The sequence below is a fragment of the Actinoplanes sp. CA-142083 genome, assembly GCF_050942195.1.
In the GTDB taxonomy this organism is placed as follows: domain Bacteria; phylum Actinomycetota; class Actinomycetes; order Mycobacteriales; family Micromonosporaceae; genus Actinoplanes.
On the sequence record NZ_CP192076.1, the window covers coordinates 1811575 to 1829937 of the forward strand.

Here is an 18363-nt window from a genome sequence, read left to right on the forward strand (position 1 = left end):
CCCTAGACGGTGAAGCGGCCGACCAGGCCGGTCAGGCGGCTGGCGGTGGCGTTCAGCTCGCCGGCCGCCTCGTGCGAGGCGGTCACCGTCTGCCGGGTGCCCTCCACCGCGCCGCTGACCACGCCGATGCCCTCGGCGATGTCCCGGCTGCCCGAGGCCACCTCGGCGATGTTGCGCGCCATCTCGGCGGTCGTCGCGGCCTGCTCCTCCACGGCCGCCGCGATCGCCGTCTGGTAGTCGTTGACCTGCGCGATCCGGGCCGTGATGGCCTCGATCGCGGAGACCGCCCGGGTGGTGTCGCCCTCGATCGCCGAGACCCGCGCGGTCACGTCCTCGGTCGCCCGGGCCGTCTCCTGGGCCAGCTCCTTGACCTCGTTGGCGACCACGGCGAAGCCCTTGCCGGTCTCGCCGGCCCGGGCCGCCTCGATCGTCGCGTTCAGGGCGAGCAGGTTGGTCTGCTCGGCGATGCTGGCGATCAGCCGCACCACGTCGGCGATCTGGGCGGTCGAGCCGCGCAGCTCGGCGATGACGCCGGCGGCGGCCGCGGTCAGCTGCACGCCGTCCCGGCCGGCCTGCGCGGCGTCCTGGGCGTTGTGCGAGATCTCGGAGATCGAGGCGCCCATCTCCTCGGCGCCGGCCGCGACGGTCTGCACGACGCTGGAGACGCCCTCGGCCGCCATGTTGACCGACCCGGCCCGGGTCGCCGCGGCGTCCGCCGACGACGAGAGCACCCCACCGTTGGCGGCCACGTGCTGGGCGGCCGTGGACACCTCATGCGACGCGCTCGTCACCTCGGTCATGAGGTTGCGCAGCTCGGCGACGGCCGTGTTCAGCTCCTCGCCGGCCACCGCGATCTCGTCGGTGCCGTGCACGTCGACCTTGACCGTGAGGTCGCGGTGGGCGAGCCGGGACAGCCCGTCGGTCAGCTTCCGCAGGCGCCCCGCGATGCTGCGGGCCTGCACGACCGCCATGATGCCGCCGGCCACCGCCAGCAGGATCGCGGCCAGCACGAACGTGAACAGCATGTCGCGCCGCCCGTCGCGGACCGCCTCGATCGCGCCCTCGGCGTCGGCGTCGTAGCCGCCGATCGTGATCGCCCAGTTGTACGGCTTGTAGTACGCCACGGTGGTCGTGGTGGAGCCGGCCTTGCCGTTCGCGGCGCCCGGCAGGGTGTAGGTGGTCCGCCAGGTTTCGCCGTCCCCGAGCGTCGGCGCCTTCGCGACGATCTCCTCGACGTACTTCTTGCCGCTGGTGTCGGTCGCGTCCAGCACGGTCTCGCCGACCTGGCCGTCGATGCTGGAGGCGACCACCCGGCCGGCGTCCGCCGCCGAGGTGCTGTAGACCGAGGTCCAGCCGTTCTCGCCGACCTTCACCCCGGCGATCGCCGTCTTCAGGCTCGCCAGCGCGTCGGCCTGCGGCACACCGGCGAACAGCGCGCCGATCACCTTGCCGGACGAGTCCTTGATCGGGTCGTACCCGGTGATGAACGGGACGCCCACGACCTGCGCGACGCCTCGGTAGCCTTTGCCCGATTTGATCGCGGTGACCACCGCGTTCGCCTTGCCATCGGCGCCGACGGCCGGGATGTAGGTGCCGACGTTGCCCTTGATCGTGGTGTCGACCCGCAGCAGCTCGCCGGCGTCGTTGATCCGCTGGAAGACGGTGATCTCCCCGCCCACCAGGTCCTTCGTCTGCTCCACGAAGCGCCCGCCGGACTGATCGGTGTTGCCGTTCAGCGTGGTGCCCTCGATGGTCATCCGCGGGACGGTGACGGTCTTCTTGGCCTTGGTCACCTGGTTGGTGGCGGTCCACGTGGTGGTCGCGTCGCTGAGGCGGGCGCCGCCGCGCTGGGCCAGGAACACGTCGGAGGCGGTCATCTGCTGGTTGACCAGGCTCTGCACGTCGTCGCCGACCGAGCTCACCAGCGCGGTGACGTCGTCGGTCGTGCCGTCGAGGTTCTCGGTGCTCTGGGCCCGCACCTCGGACTGGGTGTTCTCGGCGAACTCGCCGCTCTCCCAGGCGCCGACCGCGACGAGCACCGCGGCCGTGCTGAGCACCCCGCCCAGGCCGAGTGCGAGCAAACGGTGACTCATCTTCACCCAGTACCTATCGGCACCGGTCTGAGCATGCTGAGGCCCCACCGCGAACGATGGGGCCTCAGTCCGGAATATCAGGTTTTAGCTGTCGCCGCCCGTCTCGCCGACCGGGGCCGCCGAGACGTCGTCGATCGCGTACTTCTTGGCCGCCTCGGCCGGCACGTGCATCGGGACCTTGCCGCGCAGCGCCAGCTGGCGCAGCGCGGCCACGGCCACCGACTCGCCGTCCACGTGGAAGTGGCGGCGCAGCGCGTGCCGGGTGTCGCTCATGCCGAAGCCGTCGGTGCCCAGCGACGTGTAGTCGTTCGGCACCCAGCGGGCGATCAGGTCGGGCACGGCCCGCATGAAGTCGCTGACCGCGACGGCCGGGCCCTCGGTGCTCTCCAGCTTCTGCTGGATGTACGGCTTGCGCGGCTGGTCACCCGGGTTGAGCAGGTTGTGCTCCTCGGACTCCACCGCGTCGCGCCGCAGCTCGGTCCACGAGGTCACCGACCAGACGTCGGCGGACACGCCCCAGTCCTGGGCCAGCAGGTCCTGCGCCTTGAGCGCCCAGCCCATGCCGGTGCCCGAGGCCAGAAGCTGCGCCTTGGGACCGGTGGTCTCGGGCGCCGCCTTGTAGCGGTAGATGCCCTTGAGCAGGCCCTCCACGTCGACGCCCTCGGGCTCGGCCGGCTGCACGATCGGCTCGTTGTAGACGGTGAGGTAGTAGAAGACGTTCTCCTGCTTCTCGCCGTACATGCGGTGCAGGCCGTTCTCCACGATGTGCGCGATCTCGAACGCGTACGCCGGGTCGTAGGCCACCACGGCCGGGTTCGTCGCCGCGATGAGCAGCGAGTGCCCGTCCTCGTGCTGCAGGCCCTCGCCGTTCAGCGTGGTGCGGCCCGCGGTGGCGCCGAGCAGGAAGCCCCGCGTCATCTGGTCGGCGGCCGCCCACAGCTCGTCCGCCGTCCGCTGGAAGCCGAACATCGAGTAGAAGATGTACAGCGGGATCATCGGCTCGTCGTGCGTGGCGTACGAGGTGCCGGCCGCGATGAAGCTCGCCGTCGACCCGGCCTCGTTGATCCCCTCGTGCAGGATCTGGCCGTTGGTCGCCTCCTTGTACGACAGGAATAGCTCCCGGTCGACCGAGGTGTACGTCTGGCCGTGCGGCGAGTAGATCTTCTTGGTCGGGAAGAGCGAGTCCATGCCGAACGTGCGGGCCTCGTCGGGGATGATCGGCACCCAGCGCGCGCCGAACTCCTTGTCCTTCATCAGGTCTTTCAGCAACCGGACGAAGGCCATCGTGGTGGCGACCTTCTGCTTGCCGCTGCCCCGCTTGACGTCGCCGAACTGCTTCGACTCGGGGATGGCCAGCGACTTGTGCTTCGTCCGCCGGGACGGGATGGACCCGCCCAGCTCGCGGCGGCGCTCGAGCATGTACTGCATCTCGTCGGACTTCTCACCGGGGTGGAAGTACGGCGGGAGGTACGGGTTCTCCTCGAGCTGCTTGTCGCTGATCTCCAGGTAGAGGCGGTCCCGGAAGCCCTTGAGGTCGTCCAGGGTCAGCTTCTTCATCTGGTGCGTCGCGTTGCGGGCCTCGAAGTGCGAGCCCAGCGTCCAGCCCTTGATCGTCTTGGCGAGGATCACGGTCGGCTGGCCGGTGTGCTCGGTGGCCGCCTTGTACGCCGCATAGAGCTTGCGGTAGTCGTGGCCGCCGCGTTTGAGGTTCCACACCTCGTCGTCGGACAGGCCCTCGACCAGCTTGCGGGTGCGCGGGTCACGGCCGAAGAAGTTCTCCCGCACGTACGCCCCGGACTCGCCCTTGTACGTCTGGTAGTCGCCGTCGGGCGTGACGTTCATCAGGTTGACCAGGGCGCCGTCGGTGTCGGCGGCGAGCAGTTGGTCCCACTCGCGGCCCCAGATCACCTTGATCACGTTCCACCCGGCGCCGCGGAAGAACGACTCGAGCTCCTGGATCACCTTGCCGTTGCCGCGGACCGGGCCGTCGAGGCGCTGGAGGTTGCAGTTGATCACGAAGGTGAGGTTGTCGAGCTCCTCGCGGGCGGCCAGGCCGATCGCGCCGAGCGACTCGACCTCGTCCATCTCGCCGTCGCCCAGGAACGCCCACACGTGCTGCTGCGAGGTGTCCTTGATGCCGCGGTTCTGCAGGTAACGGTTGTACCGGGCCTGGTAGATCGCGTTCAAAGGACCGAGGCCCATGCTGACCGTGGGAAACTCCCAGAAGTTCGGCATGAGGCGCGGGTGCGGGTACGACGGCAGGCCGCCACTGACCCCGCCGGGGAGGCGGTGCGACAGCTCCTGCCGGAATCCGTCTAGCTGGTCGGAGCTCAGCCGGCCCTCGAGGAAGGCCCGGGCGTACATGCCGGGGGAGGCGTGGCCCTGGAAGAAGATGTGGTCGCCGCCGCCGGGGTGGTCCTTGCCGCGGAAGAAGTGGTTCATGCCGACCTCGTAGAGGCTGGCGCTCGACGCGTACGTCGAGATGTGACCGCCGACGCCGATCTCGGGGCGCTGCGCGCGGTGCACAAGCATCGCCGCGTTCCACCGGATGTAGGCCCGGATGCGGCGCTCGACGAACTCGTCGCCGGGGAACCACGGCTCCTGCTCCGGCGGGATCGTGTTGATGTAGTCGGTGGAGGTCAGTGGCGGAACGCCGACCTGTCGCTCCCGGGCCCGCTCGAGCAGGCGCAACATGATGTAGCGGGCTCTCTTGGCGCCGCGTTCGTCGATGACTCCGTCGAGCGACTCGACCCACTCGTTGGTTTCCTCGGGGTCGATGTCGGGAAGCTGGCTCGGCAGTCCATCGCTGATCACCGGGCGCTTGCGCTCCGTGGCCACAGGCAATCCTCTTGGTCGGGTGTCGGAACCGGGCGGCCCATTGTGTGAGTCGCTCGGATAGGACTCCATCCTGCCCCCTCGCGGTGGGCATCGTCACGCCTACCCGGGGTGTCCGCGATCCGGGACACACGTACTGACCAGTAACTTCTTATCCGTCGATGAAGCTGAAGCGAATCTGCCGGGTGTGATTGTCGCCATTGGTGTCGACGAGGCAGATCGACTGCCAGGTCCCGAGCGCGATCTTTCCGCCGATCACGGGGAGTGTCGCGTACGGCGGGATCCAGGCCGGCAGCACGTGGTCGCGGCCGTGCCCCTTCGACCCGTGCCGATGCCGCCACCGGTCCTCGGCCGGCAGCAGCTCGTCGATCGCGGCCAGCAGGTCGTCGTCCGACCCGGCCCCGGTCTCGATGATCGCCAGCCCCGCGGTGGCGTGCGGCACGAACACGTGCAGCAACCCGTCCGTTTCGGACCGCACGAACGCCTCGGCCTCGGCGGTGATGTCCCGCACGACCGGCGCCCCGCCGGTCCGGACCGTGATGACTTCGGTACGCATCCGGCGAGCCTATGTGTACAGATCGAGAGCGAGAAAAAGGCCCGCGGTGCACCCCACCCACAGCACGGCAAGCCCGAGACGGACGACCACCGTACGCATGATCATGTTTTGAGTAGAACACAGGCGGTGGCAGCGGTGGCTCCGGTCCGCAATGCTGGGTCGCGTGACCACCCCGCAGAACCTCGACGAGCGTTTCCGCGACGCGGTCTCCGCGCTGCCCGACCCCGGCGCGCGCCGCGAACCGGCCGACGCCGTCCGCGACGGTGCCCTGCTCACCGGCGCCCGTGCCCTCGAGCTGTTCGACGCCCAGCTCGCCAGCCGCCACCTCGACCTGGCCGCACGCTGGCTGCGCAGCTTCAACGAGGGCTTCTACACCATCGGATCCTCCGGCCACGAGGGCAACGCGGGCGTCGCCGCCGCCCTGCTGCCCACCGACCCGGCCCTGCTGCACTACCGCTCGGCCGCCTTCTTCGCCGCCCGCGCCAAGAGCATCGCCGACGCCGCCCGCGACGTGCTGCGCGGCGTCGTCGCCTCGGCGCAGGAACCGATCGCCGGCGGCCGGCACAAGGTCTTCGGCAGCGCCGATCTGAACATCATCCCGACCACCTCGACCGTCGCGTCGCACCTGCCGCGCGCCGTCGGGCTGGCCTGGTCGCTGGCCCGTCCGCGCACCTCGCAGCGGCGCTGGCCGGCCGACGCCATCGCGGTCGCCTCCTTCGGAGACGCCTCGGCAAACCACGCCTCGGCCACGGCCGCGTTGAATGCCGCCGGGTGGTTCGAGCATTCTTCCGTACGCCTGCCATTGCTCCTGGTCTGCGAGGACAACGGCATCGGGGTCAGCGTGCCCTCGCCCGACGGCTGGCTCGCCGCGATGCTGTCCACCCGCCCCGGCGTCCGCTACACCTCGGCCGACGGCTGCGACCTCGCCGCCACCTACGACGCCGCGGCCGAGGCGGCCGGCTTCGTCCGCCGCGAGCGCCGCCCGGCCGTCCTGCACCTGTCCACGGTCCGGCTCATGGGGCACGCCGGCGCCGACGCCGAGGTGGCGTACCGCTCCACCGAGGAGATCAACCGCGACCTCGGGCGCGACCCGCTGATCGCCACCGCCCGCCTGCTCGTCGCCGCCGGCCTGCTCACCCCCGACGAGGTCGTCACCCGGTACGACGAGGTGGGGTGGCAGGTCCGCAAGGTCGCCGAGGAGGTGCTCGGCGAGCCCAAGCTGGCCGGCGTCGCCGAGATCGTCGCCCCGCTCGCCCCGCGCCGCCCGCTGCGGGTCGCCCACGAGATCACCGAGGTCGCCACCCGCGCCGCCGGGCCCGGCTCCCGCGAGCGCCTGCAGGCCTTCGACGGCAAGCTCCCCGAGCAGTCCGGGCCGCTCACGCTCGCCCAGACGATCAACGCGACGCTAACCGACGCCCTGCTGGTCAACCCGGGCATGCTGCTGTTCGGCGAGGACGTGGCCCGCAAGGGCGGCGTCTACGGCGTCACCAAGCGCCTGCAGGAACGCTTCGGCGCCGAGCGGGTCTTCGACACCCTGCTCGACGAGACCACCATCCTCGGGCTCGCGCTGGGCGCCGGCGTCGACGGGCTGCTGCCGGTGCCCGAGATCCAATACCTGGCGTACCTGCACAACGCCGAGGACCAGCTGCGCGGCGAGGCGGCCACGATGTCGTTCTTCTCCTCGGGGGCGTACAAGAACCCGATGGTCGTGCGGGTGGCCGGGCTCGCCTATCAGCAGGCGTTCGGCGGCCACTTCCACAACGACAACTCGGTCGCCGTGCTCCGGGACGTACCCGGTCTGGTCCTTGCCGTGCCCTCGCGCCCGGCCGACGCCGCGCCGATGCTGCGCTCCTGCCTCGCCTCCGCCGCTGCCGACGGCAGCGTCTGCGTCTTCCTCGAGCCGATCGCGCTCTATCACACCCGCGACCTCTACGAGCAGGGCGACAACGAGTGGCTGTCGCCCTACTCGCCGCCGAACCAGTGGTCCGGCGAGCACGTGCCGATCGGCCGTGCGCGCATCTATCCCGTCGGCAACGCCGCCGATCTGACGATCGTCACGTTCGGCAACGGGCTGCGGATGTCGCTGCGGGTGGCGGCCAAGCTGGCCGAGCAGGGGTACGGGTCGCGCGTGGTCGACCTGCGCTGGCTCAGCCCGCTGCCGGCCGCCGATCTGGTCCGCGAGGCCTCCGCCACCGGCCGCGTGCTCATCGTCGACGAGACGCGGCGCTCCGGCGGCGTCGGGGAGGGCATCCTCGCGGCCCTGGTGGACGGCGGATTCGTCGGCGCGGCCCGGCGGATAGCCTCGGCAGACTCGCTGATTCCGCTCGGTCCGGCCGCACAACAGGTGCTGGTGGGGGAGGATGCCATCACACAGGGTGCCCATGCCCTGCTGGCACGGTAAATTGCCACACACCCGGTGCGCTACTTGCGCATGGGGCGGCAAGTGTGTGGACTACCCCAAGGTTTACGGCAATTCAACGGCTAGGAGGACTTAGACAGTGAGCGCGACCGCTGGTCAGGCCGACGGCGTACGCAGCCTGGCGGACCGGTTCGGCTTCGAGCCGAACATGGTGGTCATGGAGATGGGCTACGACGACGATGTCGACGAGGACCTCCGTGACGCCCTGACCGAACGCGTCGGAGAGCTGGTCGACGAGGACACCGACGAGGTCGTCGACGCGGTGCTGTTGTGGTACCGCGACGGTGACGGTGACCTGTTCGAGCTGCTCACCGATGCCCTGGGCCCCCTCGCCGACAACGGCGTGGTGTGGCTTCTGACCCCCAAGGCCGGCCGCGACGGACACGTCGAGCCGAGCGAGATCAGCGAGTCCGCCCCCACGGCGGGTCTGCAGCAGACCTCGACGGTCAACGCCGGCAAGGACTGGACGGGCGCCCGTCTCGTCTCCCCCCGGGGTGCCAAGAAGAAGTAGCTCGCTGTCGCCTCAGTGCCGGCCGGCGTCCGTGGGCGCCGGTCCGGTTAGGGTGTGTTCATGCCGCTCGAGCTGGGTGCCGCCGCTCCGGATTTCGCCCTCAAAGATCAAAACAATCAGTGGGTACGCCTTCGTGACTTCCACGATCGCAAGGCGGTCTTGCTGGTCTTCTACCCTTTGACGTTCACGGGCACCTGCCAGGGCGAGTTAACCGAGATCCGCGACAATATCGGCATTTATGCCAATGAAGCGGTGCAGGTCGTCGCGGTCAGCGTGGACTCGGTCTACAGCCACAAGGTCTGGTCCCTCCAGGAGGGTTTCGACTTCCCGTTGCTGGCCGACTTCTGGCCGCACGGCGAGGTGGCCCAGAGCTACGACGTCTTCAACGCCGAGGCGGGTTTCGCCAACCGCGGCACGTACCTCATCGACCGCGGCGGCGTGATCGTCTTCGCCGAGGAGGCAGGCCCCGGCTCGTCCCGCGACCAGGCTGCCTGGCGTGAGGCGATCGCCGCGCTGAAGGTCTGAAGCCCGCAAGGTACGATGGCGGCTCCGGTTGATCCGGGCGCGTAGCTCAGTGGGAGAGCACTCGCCTTACAAGCGAGGGGTCGCAGGTTCGAAACCTGCCGCGCCCACAAGTCCCTTGGCCTCCCCTGTCCGCGGAGTGCGCGGACCGTCGGGACTTGTCATGCCGGCTCCGGGGGGCGAGCCCCCGGAAGCCCCGCGGTTCGCGGGTCGCTTGCTCATTCGTCTGAGCTTTACCCAGTGGTCGGGTGGGCGGGGCTGTTCGCTCATCGTGATCGCGGTAGCCTCGCTTCGTGACGGCGGTCGATCTTGTTCTTCGGAAGTTCGACGGGCGGCCGCATCGGCAGGTGACCGGGCGGCTGCTCGGCGAGGATGCCTATGGCACCTGGATCGCCACGCCTCGTGGGAGCGTGGTCAGCTACCACTACGGTGACCGGCCCACCGGGCTCACCCGGGCCGACGCCGTGCGGCTCATCCCCACCGAGGGCTGGTGGATGGCGATGTGCCTGGCCGAGCCGGACGCGCGCGACATGTACTGCGACGTCACCACGCCCGCCGAGTGGACCGGGCCGGCCGAGCTCACCGTCGTGGACCTCGACATCGACCTCGTGCGCTACCGGGCCGACGGCCGGGTCGAGGTGGAGGACGAGGACGAGTTCGAGGAGCACCGGCTGTCGCTCGGATACCCCGACGCGATCGTCGCGGGCGCCCTGCGCGGGGCCGCCGAGCTGCGCGCGGCCCTGACCGCCGAGGAAGAGCCGTTCGGCGAGCACTACCGCAAATGGCTCGCCCTTGTGTGACACCCCTTTCTAGGGTGGCTGCCATGGAGGCAGCAACCACGCACGAGGTGACCACACACGACGAGATCCGCGCCATCCTGGGCGAGCCGTTGCCCCGGGTGGCCGGCAAGGCGCGCCCGCGTCTGCATCCGTTCGACCGGCAGTGGCTGGCCGCATCGCCGTTCTGCCTGGTGGCGACCTCGGGCGCCGACGGCACGTGCGATGTGTCGCCCAAGGGGGATCCGCCGGGCTTCACGCACGTGCTCGACGACACGACGATCGCGATCCCGGAGCGCACCGGAAACCGGCGGGCCGACGGCTTCCACAACATCATCGACAACCCGCACGTGGGGTTGATCTACCTCCTTCCCGGCCGTGGCGACACGCTGCGGATCAACGGGCGCGCCCGCATCGTGCGCGACGCCGACTTTTTCGACGATCTCGTGGTGCGCGGGCACCGGCCGGTGCTGGCGCTGGTCGTGGAGATCGACGAGATCTTCCACCACTGCTCGAAGGCTTTTCTGCGCTCCGACCTGTGGCGGCCCGAGACGTGGCAGCCGGGCGCCGCGCCCTCGCGCCCGGCGATCGCCAAGGCCCTCGAACAGCCCGAGGAGGACATCGCCGCGCTTGAGCGCTATTACGGCGCCGATTACGCCAAGACGCTCTATCGCTGAGGCGCCGGCCGGCGGGCATCACGGCCCGCCGGCCGGCGCGCGGGGTGATCAGGAGGATGGTGCCGGTGGGGCCGCCGGGGCCGGTGCGGCCGCCGGGGGCTGGGGCTCGGGTGCGGACTGAGCGTCGGCCGGGGGTGGCGGGGACGCCGCCGGGCGCCAGGGCTCGCCCTGCTGGAGGACGCCGAGGTGCTCGAGGCGGGAGCGGACGCCCCCGCCGCTGCGGCCGAACTCCTCGATCAGGTCGCGCAGGCGGGCGCCCTCGCGATAGCGGGAGACCAGGCGGGTGTCGTCATCGGGAGTCCAGCGGACGCCCTGGTTGGGGTGGCGGCCGCGTCGCTCGGGCGGAGGGTCGGACCGGGCGGACATCGGCGGGCTGGTCATCGCGATCAGCCCGGCCAGCGTCGAGGTCAGCACGTCGGTGAGGCCGACCAGGTCGCCGGGGGACAGGCCGCCGCTGATCTCGCTCACCACCTGGCCGTCGCCGTCGCTGCTCACGATGCACAGATCGATGCGGTGATCGTCGGCCGGGAAGGCCGTGACCTGGTAATCCGTGTCGCCGATCATGAGGCGGCGGTCGAGGGTGATGGGCGATCTCTGGAGTGTGGTGTCGTTCATGGGGTGACTTTAGGGGTGGCCTCTGACAGTTTTCGGGGGGTCGGACCGCGGCAACCCGCTCGCACCCGCGGGAACCTTCATGCCGGCCACCCCGGGTACCGATTCGTGATGGTGCCCGCGGGATGTCCCGCAGGTGGGCGGGCCGCGGTCGGATTCCCCTCGGCGATCGGGCCCGCCCAGCACCTGGGGTCACAGCACCTGGGGCCACAGCACGAGCCGCGAAGGGGGGAAGACCGGTGACGGTGGAGCTGCACGTCGGCGCGGATGCCGAGAAGACCGTGGTCTCGGCGTACGCGCTGAGGACCCGCGCCGGACGCGCCCGCCGGCGGCGGACCGGCAGCCTGATCGAGTCGCAGCCGGTTCTTCCGAGCGGGCGCAGCCGCGAGGTCCGGGTGACCTTCCTGGCCCGGGTGAGCCTGCCGCTGCTGTTCGCCGGCGCGGTGCTGTTCGCCGCCGGCGTGCCCGGCTGGCTGCTCGCCGGCGTGATCCTCGCAACGGTCGCCGCGCTCGGCCGGCTCGATCGGCGTCGTTCCCAGCGGGCGGTCTTCGCGCTGCCCGGGCAGGCGCGGGTGTTGCGCACCCGGGAGGAGCGCGCCGCGTTCAACCACGCCGTCGTCGCCGCCCGCCGCGTCCGGCACACCTGGCCGGGGCTGCCCGGCATGATCGATCCCGACTCCGCCGACCGCTCGCTCACCCAGGCCCTCGACGATCTGGCCACCGTCCTGGTCCGGCGGCAGGAGATCCGCCGGCTCCGGGCGGGGCTCGACGGCGTACGCCACGAGGAGGTTCCCGACGGAAGCCGCGCCGTTCTCGCGCTCGCCGAGCAGCGTGATCGCGCCGAGCGGCTGTGGCTCGAGACGGGCGAGCAGGCCAACCGGATCCTGCGCGCGATCGACGAGGCGGCCCTGGCCGGCGAGTCGTTCCTGCAGGAGCAGCGGATCGGCGCCACCGCCCGGCAGGCCGAGCTGGCCCTGGCCCGGCTCGGCGCGGGTCCCGAGCCCGCCGGCGCCGGTCCCGAGCTGGCCGACCGCACCGCGGCCGTGGTCAGCGCCTACCGGGAGCTGGCCGAGAGGGAATCATTGTTGCCATGACGGCAACCGACGACGTGCTGCGCGAGGTCGGCCCGCGACTGCGGGCGCTGCGCCGCAAGTCGGGCATCACCCTCGCGGCGCTGGCCGAGACCACCGGCATCTCGGTGAGCACGCTGTCCCGGCTCGAGTCGGGGCAGCGCAAGGCCACGCTGGAGCTGCTGCTGCCGCTCGCCCAGGCGTACCGGGTGCCGCTGGACGAGCTGGTCGGCGCGCCGCAGACCGGCGACCCGCGGATCTACGCCCGGCCGATCGCCGACCACGGCGCGCTGATCGTGCCGCTCAGCCGCAACCCGGGCGGGCCGCAGGCGTTCAAGCACATCATCGCGGCCGGCCAGCGGATGGCGCCGGACCCCAAGACCCATGAGGGGTACGAGTGGTTGTACGTGCTCAGCGGCAAGCTGCGCCTGATCCTCGGCGAGCACGACCTGGTGCTCCCGGCGGGTGAGGCGGCCGAGTTCGACACTCGGGTTCCGCACTGGTTCGGCAGCACCGGCGGCCCGGTCGAGTTCCTGACGATCTTCGACCGGCAGGGTGCGCGCATCCACGTGCGTGCCCGTCCGAAGAACGCCGCTCAGTAACGGCGGGGCGCCCCCGGCGGCCGCGAACCGACCGGTCGTGACCCGCGCGGACGGGTACCCGCCCCGCGGTCACGCAAATTCATTCCTTTGTGTGACTCGACCGTCACCAAGAATGCAACTACCTTGTCTGACGACATGCGTGCCCCCGCCCATGCCCGGTTACCGTCCGCTTGCAAGGTCAACGATCCGGCGGTCGGTGGGACGTTCTCGGCCTCATGCGCCTCGCCGGGCGGTGGACAGCTGGCGGGGGACGGCCGGTCGGCGGGCGGGTGTCGTGCCGAGCGCGTCGACCATGAGGGTCTGCACGAGGTCCGGGCAGGGCAGCGCCCACTGTGTCCGCTCGGGCGGGACGGCCCAGCGTACGGGCCCTTCCAGCATGCGGCTGGGCGCGGCCGGGATCCACGATCCACGGCCGTGCCGCACCACGTCCAGCCGATGATCCAATGCGGACCGGAGCGGCTCGCCGGGCCGCACCAGGAACATCCAGCGCCCGGCCGCGGTCACCGCGACCGGGCCGAGGGCATCCGCCCGGCCGGCGCCGGGCAGGCTGCGGTGCAGTCGCGCGGCGCCGAGGACGCGCAGGCCGAGCGACGCCGGCACCTCCAGCGCGTCGAACTTCCCGCCGGTCGCCAGCAGCACGCTGTACGGCCGGCGCCGCCACCAGTCCGACACCTGGCCGGGGTCGGTCGACGCGGAGTCCTCCCAGGACTCCAGCGCCGGGTGGCACATCATGATCGGGCAACCGGGCCGGCCACAGGTGAACCGGTGTCCGGCCAGGCACGCGCCCGGCGTGACGGCCCAGCCGTGGGCCGCGTACCGCAGGGCGTGCCGCCGCAGCCGCATCCGGTCCAGCCGGTCGGCGAGCGGCGGTGGGACGAACGGCCGGTTGGCGGTCCACTGCATGGCTCGATAACCCCCGATCTGGGCGGTTTGACGGCTATATCAGCCGCCGGTGCCGTATCCAAGCGCGACACGCGTCGTTGGGTTCGGCAGATCCACCCTTTGCAAGTTGCAACGAAAACTACGAGCATCGGTGAGCAGGCGATCACACACGATGTGCGACGTGCGCACACGTGCGGCGATCAGACTGCGAACGACACAAGGGCTCGCCGGCGGGGGTCGCCGGTGGGTCGGGGGAGGCATCGTGGACGAGCTGCCGATCGGCCGCCGCGTCGCCTACTGGCGCGGCCGACGCAAGATGTCCCAGCAGGTCTTCGCTGACCGGCTGGGAAAATCCAAGAGCTGGGTCGACAAGGTGGAGCGGGGGGTCCGCCGGCTCGACAAGTTCTCCGTCGTCTACGAGATCGCCGACGTGCTCCAGGTCGACGTCCAGCTGCTGCTGGGCAAGGACGTGGAACGCCGGCCCGAGACACAGAACTGCATCGACCAGGTAGAGGTCGAGGAGATTCGCGCGGCTCTGGAGCGGTATGACCAGATGAGTGCGTTCTTCCAGACCGTCCCGCACTCGCCGCCGCTGGCGGAGATGCGCAAGGCGGTCAGCCACGCCTGGCTGACCTATCAGCACGCGAAATACGGCGTACTGGCGCGAACCCTGCCCAAGCTGCTGCGCGACGCGCAGGCGGCGGACAGCGCGCACGCCAGCACCGCCGAGGCCAAGGACGCGGCTCACCTGCTCGGGCAGGTGTACCAGATCGCCTCCTCGGCGCTGCGCAAGGTCGGCGAGCACGAGCTGTCCTGGCTCGCGGCCGACCGCTCGATCGCGGTCTCGCAGCGGGCCGGCGACCAGCTGCTGGCGGGCCTGGCGAGCTATCGCGTCGGCAGCGCGTTGCTCGCACTCGGCCGGGTGCGGCCCGCCCTCGAGGTCAACGTCAACATCGCGAACCGGCTCGCGCCGAGCCGCGAGCCCGCCCAGGGCGACCGGCTCTCCGTGTACGGGATGCTGCTGCTCAACGGCGCGATGGCGGCGGCTCGCATCGGCGACAGCGCGACCGTGCGGGACCTGCTCTGCGGCGCCGAGCAGGCGTCGTTCGAGCTGGGCGGCGACTACAACCACTACTGGACCAGCTTCGGACCGACCAACGTGCAGCTGCACCGCTGCGCCACGGCGGTCGAGCTCGGCGACGGCCGCACCGCGGTGGAGACCCACGAGAAGATCGACCAGGTGGGCTTCCATTCGCTGCTGCCCGAGCGGCGGGCGCACCACTTCCTGGACATCGCCCGCGGGTACACGCAGATCGGCAACATCGAGAAGGCGAGCGAGATGCTGCTCGAGGGCGACCGCCTCGCGCCGTCCGAGATCCGCTGCCGCCCGCTCGCCCACGAAGTCCTTTCCGACGTGCTCCGCCGTACGCGTGGCACGCCGCCGGCTCCGATCGCTGAGCTGGCCGAGCAGATGGGAGTCGGCGTATGAGGTGGGTCCGCCTGTGATTACCGGAAACCACTCACCCGGCGTCCTCTACATCCTGGTCTGTGGATCGCCCATCGCCAGGGACGTCGGGATCCTGGTCGGCCTCGCCCAGCAGGAGGGCTGGGAAGTCTGCGTGATCACGACGCCGGACGGCCGGAAGTTCGTCGACGTGGCCGCGCTGCAACAGCAGACCGGGCATCCGGTGCGGACCTACTACAAGAGTCCCGGCGACCCGGACGTGCTGCCCGAGGCCGACGCGATGATCGTCGCGCCGGCCACGGTCAACACCGTGAACAAGTGGGCCGCCGGGATCACGGACACGCTGGTCCTCGGCCTGCTCGTCGAGGGCTACGGGTACGGCGTGCCGACCGCCGTCGTCCCGTACACGAACAAGGTCATGGCTTTGCATCCGAGCCTGCACGAGAGCCTGGCGAAGCTGCGGGACTGGGGAGTCCACGTGCTCTACGGCGAGGACGTGTGCCGGCTCGGCGGCCCCGGGCAGACCGATCGCTTCCGGGGACAGTTCCCGTGGCGGCGCGCCCTGCAGGCGGTCAGCAATCCGGTGACGATGAGCAGCCGAGTCGAACCGGACACGGTGGGGTAGCCAGATAGAGTTGTCGGCCGTGACCGACAACGCCGCACCACCCACCGTCCTCGACGTGGTGAACGCGCTCGACCGGCGTTACCCGCGGGACTGGGCGGAGTCCTGGGACCGGGTGGGACTGGTGCTCGGCGACCTCGCGCACCCGGTGTCGCGGGTCCTCTGCGTCGTCGACTGCGTCCCCGAGACCGTCGACCAGGCGCTCGCGGCCCGGGCCGACCTGGTCGTGTCCCACCATCCGCTGCTGCTCAAGCCGGTGTCGTCGATCGCCCCCGACACGTACAAGGGGCGGATCATCCACCGGCTGATCCGGGGCGACGTCGCGCTGTACGCGGCGCACACCAACGCCGACGTCGCCAACCCCGGCGTCTCCGACGCGCTCGCCCGCCGGCTCGAGCTGGTCGACCTGCGGCCGCTGGTCCCGGCGATCGGCGCGGCCGCGGGGGAGGGGCGCGGGCTCGGCCGGATCGGTGAGCTGCCCGAGCCGATGGACCTCGCCGAGCTCACCGGGTTCGTCGCGGTGCGGCTGCCGGGCACCGCGGCGGGGATCCGGGCCGCGGGCGACCCCGGCCGGACGATCCGTACGATCGCTGTCTGCGGCGGTGCCGGCGACTCCTTCCTGGCCGATGCCAAGGACGCGGGCGTCGACGCGTACCTCTGCTCTGATCTTCGTCATCACCCCGCCAGTGAGCATCTCGCCGAGGGCGGCCCCGCACTGCTCGACGTCGCCCATTGGGCGACCGAGCGCCCGTGGCTCGACGAGGTGGCCGAATGGCTCCGCGGCGAGTTCGGCGTGGAGGTCGTGGTGTCCGATGTGGACACCGACCCCTGGACGGTCCATGCTTTCAGTTCCTCGGAGAAGGAGACCCAGCCGTGAAGGCCTCCCCGGAAGCCCAGCGCCGCCTGCTCGACCTGCAGGCGGTCGACACCGCCCTCGCCCAGCTCGCGCACAAGCGCAAGTCGATGCCCGAGCTCGCCGAGATCGACACCGTGTCGCGGGAGCTCAGCGCGCTGGAGGACGAGCGGGTTCGCGCCCAGGTCGCGGTCGACGACCTCGACCGCGACATCAGCCGCTTCGAGAAGGACATCGAGCAGGTGCGGCTGCGCAAGGAGCGCGACCAGGCCCGGCTCGACGCCGGCGGCGCGCTGCGCGAGATCGAGGGGCTCCAGCACGAGCTGGCCACGCTCAACCGGCGGCAGTCCGAGCTGGAGGACTCCGAGCTCGAGCTGATGGAGCAGCGCGAGACCGCCGAGGCGGCGCTCAACGAGGTGCGGTCGCGCCTCGACGCCGCGTCGACCCGGCGTGCCGCGGCCGAGCAGCGGCGGGACGAGGCGCTGGCGGACATCACCAAGGAGGAGGAGTTCAAGTCCTCCAGCCGCGGGCCGCTCGCCGCCGACCTGCCGGCCGACCTGGTCGCGCTCTACGACAAGATCCGGCTGGACTCGGGGCTGGGCGCGGCGCTGTTCCGGTCGGGGCGGTGCGGCGGGTGCCGGATCGAGCTCTACGGGGCGGACCTCGCCCGGGTGAAGGCGGCCGCGGCCGACGATGTGGTGCGGTGCGAGGAGTGCCGGCGGATCATGGTGCGTACCGCGGAGTCGGGGCTGTGAGAGTCACCGTCGAGGCCGACGGCGGGTCCCGGGGAAACCCGGGGCCGGCGGGGTACGGGGCGGTGGTGCGCACCCATCCGACCGGGGAGGTCCTCCTCGAGAGGTACGGGGCGCTGGGCGTCACGACCAACAACGTCGCCGAGTACACGGGGCTGATCGAAGGGCTCTCGGCCGCGCTGGAGCTGAAGGCGACCGAGGTCGACGTCCGGATGGACTCGAAACTGGTCATCGAGCAGATGTCGGGGCGGTGGCAGATCAAGAACCCGGGGCTGCGGCCACTCGCCGCCTCGGCCGCCGAGCTGGTCAGCAAGTTCGAGCGGGTGTCGTTCGAGTGGATTCCCCGCGAGCGCAACAAGGCGGCGGACGCGCTCGCCAACCTCGCCATGGACGAGGCGGCCGGAAAGGTGCCGCGCGGCACGGCCCCCGACGTCACGGACAAGGCCGACGTGCCGCCGGTGAAGGCCTCGTGGGCGCCGCCGGCCTCGCTGGAGAACGCGACCCGGATCATCCTGGTGCGGCACGGCGAGACGGCGCTGACCAAGCAGGGCCGCTATTCCGGCCGCGGGGACGTGCCGCTCTCCGACGAGGGGCAGGCACAGGCCATGGCGGCCGGCGGGCGGGTCGCGGGCATCTCGCGGGACGTCACGGCGGTGGTGTCGTCGCCGCTGGGCCGCTGCGTGCGGACGGCCGAGCTGATCGCCGCCGAGGTGGGCGGGGTGCCGGTGACGGTCGTCGACGACCTGATCGAGTGCGACTTCGGGCAGTGGGAGGGGCTGACCTTCGCCGAGGTGCAGTCCCGCTGGCCGTCCGAGATGACGGCGTGGCTCGGGTCGACCTCGGTGGCGCCGCCGGGCGGGGAGTCGTTCCAGGCGGTCGCCAAGAGGACGCGCGCCGCCATGGCCACGGTGCTCAAGTCGTACGCGGGAGGGGTTGTCGTCGTTGTCTCCCACGTCTCTCCCATCAAGCTGATCCTGAGGGATGCGCTGGCCGCGTCGGACGCCTTCCTGCACCGGCTGTTCCTGGACGCGGCCGGAGTCTCCACGATGGACGTCTGGCCGGACGGCAACATCGCGGTGCGCTCGGTGAACGAGACGTCACACCTGCGGTAGTAGG

General features: G+C 71.1%; 17 protein-coding genes and 1 tRNA gene. 13 read left to right on the top strand and 5 right to left on the bottom strand.

All coding sequences use genetic code 11. The features are described 5' to 3' along the window. Window positions 1-2 precede the first annotated feature (2 nt). The 3 genes from ACQPZX_RS08715 to ACQPZX_RS08725 all read right to left on the bottom strand — a co-directional run bounded on the left by ACQPZX_RS08715 (window position 3) and on the right by ACQPZX_RS08725 (window position 5484). The gene (locus tag ACQPZX_RS08715) at window positions 3-2093 is read right to left on the bottom strand and encodes a methyl-accepting chemotaxis protein (RefSeq protein WP_433376899.1); all 2091 of its coding nucleotides are present in this window, start codon (window positions 2091-2093) and stop codon (window positions 3-5) included. A gap of 84 nt (window positions 2094-2177) precedes the next feature. Continuing rightward, entirely contained in the window at window positions 2178-4931 is a 2754-nt protein-coding gene (gene aceE, locus ACQPZX_RS08720; RefSeq protein ID WP_433376902.1) for a pyruvate dehydrogenase (acetyl-transferring), homodimeric type, read from the bottom strand. A 148-nt stretch (window positions 4932-5079) separates the two neighbouring features. Beyond that, window positions 5080-5484, bottom strand: a complete 405-nt coding sequence (locus tag ACQPZX_RS08725) for a YjbQ family protein (protein WP_433376905.1) — start codon at window positions 5482-5484, stop codon at window positions 5080-5082. 151 nt (window positions 5485-5635) lie between these two features. On the opposite strand from ACQPZX_RS08725, the gene ACQPZX_RS08730 reads away from it, so the two are divergent. From ACQPZX_RS08730 to ACQPZX_RS08755, 6 genes are all read left to right on the top strand, one after another. After that, a complete protein-coding gene (locus tag ACQPZX_RS08730) occupies window positions 5636-7885 on the top strand; it encodes a thiamine pyrophosphate-dependent enzyme (protein WP_433376908.1) in 2250 nt (749 codons plus the stop codon). A gap of 97 nt (window positions 7886-7982) precedes the next feature. After that, window positions 7983-8414, top strand: coding sequence for a DUF3052 domain-containing protein (locus ACQPZX_RS08735; protein ID WP_020516653.1), 432 nt, complete (start codon window positions 7983-7985; stop codon window positions 8412-8414). Window positions 8415-8474: 60 nt separating this feature from the next. Further along, window positions 8475-8939: a peroxiredoxin gene (locus tag ACQPZX_RS08740; protein ID WP_433376910.1), complete on the top strand. Its 465-nt coding sequence runs from the start codon at window positions 8475-8477 to the stop codon at window positions 8937-8939. A gap of 35 nt (window positions 8940-8974) precedes the next feature. After that, a tRNA-Val gene (locus tag ACQPZX_RS08745) sits at window positions 8975-9046 on the top strand. A gap of 183 nt (window positions 9047-9229) precedes the next feature. Further along, window positions 9230-9736 carry a DUF402 domain-containing protein gene (locus ACQPZX_RS08750; RefSeq protein WP_433376913.1) on the top strand — a complete coding sequence of 169 codons (507 nt, stop codon included), beginning with the start codon at window positions 9230-9232 and terminating at the stop codon, window positions 9734-9736. 23 nt (window positions 9737-9759) lie between these two features. After that, entirely contained in the window at window positions 9760-10389 is a 630-nt protein-coding gene (locus ACQPZX_RS08755) for a pyridoxamine 5'-phosphate oxidase family protein (RefSeq protein WP_433376916.1), read from the top strand. 48 nt (window positions 10390-10437) lie between these two features. On the opposite strand, the gene ACQPZX_RS08760 is transcribed toward ACQPZX_RS08755, so the two are convergent. Next, window positions 10438-11004 (bottom strand): hypothetical protein, encoded by a 567-nt coding sequence (locus ACQPZX_RS08760; protein WP_433376918.1) that lies wholly within the window; start codon window positions 11002-11004, stop codon window positions 10438-10440. Window positions 11005-11240: 236 nt separating this feature from the next. On the opposite strand from ACQPZX_RS08760, the gene ACQPZX_RS08765 reads away from it, so the two are divergent. Together ACQPZX_RS08765 and ACQPZX_RS08770 are read left to right on the top strand one after the other, a co-directional pair. After that, entirely contained in the window at window positions 11241-12095 is an 855-nt protein-coding gene (locus ACQPZX_RS08765) for a hypothetical protein (protein WP_433376920.1), read from the top strand. Next, complete coding sequence (locus ACQPZX_RS08770) at window positions 12092-12673, top strand: helix-turn-helix domain-containing protein (protein ID WP_433376923.1); 582 nt, start codon at window positions 12092-12094, stop codon at window positions 12671-12673. Before ACQPZX_RS08765 ends, ACQPZX_RS08770 begins: the two co-directional genes overlap by 4 nt. 213 nt (window positions 12674-12886) lie before the next feature. Here ACQPZX_RS08770 and ACQPZX_RS08775 read toward each other — a convergent pair whose 3' ends face one another. Further along, a complete protein-coding gene (locus ACQPZX_RS08775; protein WP_433376925.1) occupies window positions 12887-13576 on the bottom strand; it encodes a bifunctional DNA primase/polymerase in 690 nt (229 codons plus the stop codon). A 241-nt stretch (window positions 13577-13817) separates the two neighbouring features. Here ACQPZX_RS08775 and ACQPZX_RS08780 point away from each other — a divergent pair, with 241 nt between their 5' ends. Genes ACQPZX_RS08780 through ACQPZX_RS08800 form a run of 5 tightly spaced genes read left to right on the top strand, consistent with a single transcriptional unit; the run spans window position 13818 to window position 18359 of the window. Then, window positions 13818-15044 (top strand): helix-turn-helix domain-containing protein, encoded by a 1227-nt coding sequence (locus ACQPZX_RS08780; RefSeq protein WP_433376927.1) that lies wholly within the window; start codon window positions 13818-13820, stop codon window positions 15042-15044. A gap of 13 nt (window positions 15045-15057) precedes the next feature. After that, window positions 15058-15645: a flavoprotein gene (locus tag ACQPZX_RS08785; RefSeq protein WP_433376930.1), complete on the top strand. Its 588-nt coding sequence runs from the start codon at window positions 15058-15060 to the stop codon at window positions 15643-15645. Between the two features lie 10 nt (window positions 15646-15655). Beyond that, entirely contained in the window at window positions 15656-16519 is an 864-nt protein-coding gene (locus ACQPZX_RS08790) for a Nif3-like dinuclear metal center hexameric protein (RefSeq protein WP_433376933.1), read from the top strand. Then, window positions 16516-17250 carry a zinc ribbon domain-containing protein gene (locus tag ACQPZX_RS08795; protein ID WP_433376936.1) on the top strand — a complete coding sequence of 245 codons (735 nt, stop codon included), beginning with the start codon at window positions 16516-16518 and terminating at the stop codon, window positions 17248-17250. Before ACQPZX_RS08790 ends, ACQPZX_RS08795 begins: the two co-directional genes overlap by 4 nt. After that, window positions 17247-18359, top strand: a complete 1113-nt coding sequence (locus ACQPZX_RS08800) for a bifunctional RNase H/acid phosphatase (RefSeq protein WP_433376939.1) — start codon at window positions 17247-17249, stop codon at window positions 18357-18359. Before ACQPZX_RS08795 ends, ACQPZX_RS08800 begins: the two co-directional genes overlap by 4 nt. Window positions 18360-18363 lie beyond the last annotated feature (4 nt).

Bases quoted from the DNA above. Each gene is read 5' to 3' on its own strand.
- ACQPZX_RS08755 (WP_433376916.1), top strand. From the start codon at position 9,760: ATGGAGGCAGCAACCACGCACGAGGTGACCACACACGACGAGATCCGC.
- ACQPZX_RS08725 (WP_433376905.1), bottom strand. From the start codon at position 5,484: ATGCGTACCGAAGTCATCACGGTCCGGACCGGCGGGGCGCCGGTCGTG.
- ACQPZX_RS08730 (WP_433376908.1), top strand. From the start codon at position 5,636: ATGCTGGGTCGCGTGACCACCCCGCAGAACCTCGACGAGCGTTTCCGC.
- ACQPZX_RS08775 (WP_433376925.1), bottom strand. From the start codon at position 13,576: ATGCAGTGGACCGCCAACCGGCCGTTCGTCCCACCGCCGCTCGCCGAC.
- ACQPZX_RS08760 (WP_433376918.1), bottom strand. From the start codon at position 11,004: ATGAACGACACCACACTCCAGAGATCGCCCATCACCCTCGACCGCCGC.
- ACQPZX_RS08715 (WP_433376899.1), bottom strand. From the start codon at position 2,093: ATGAGTCACCGTTTGCTCGCACTCGGCCTGGGCGGGGTGCTCAGCACG.
- ACQPZX_RS08740 (WP_433376910.1), top strand. From the start codon at position 8,475: ATGCCGCTCGAGCTGGGTGCCGCCGCTCCGGATTTCGCCCTCAAAGAT.
- ACQPZX_RS08770 (WP_433376923.1), top strand. From the start codon at position 12,092: ATGACGGCAACCGACGACGTGCTGCGCGAGGTCGGCCCGCGACTGCGG.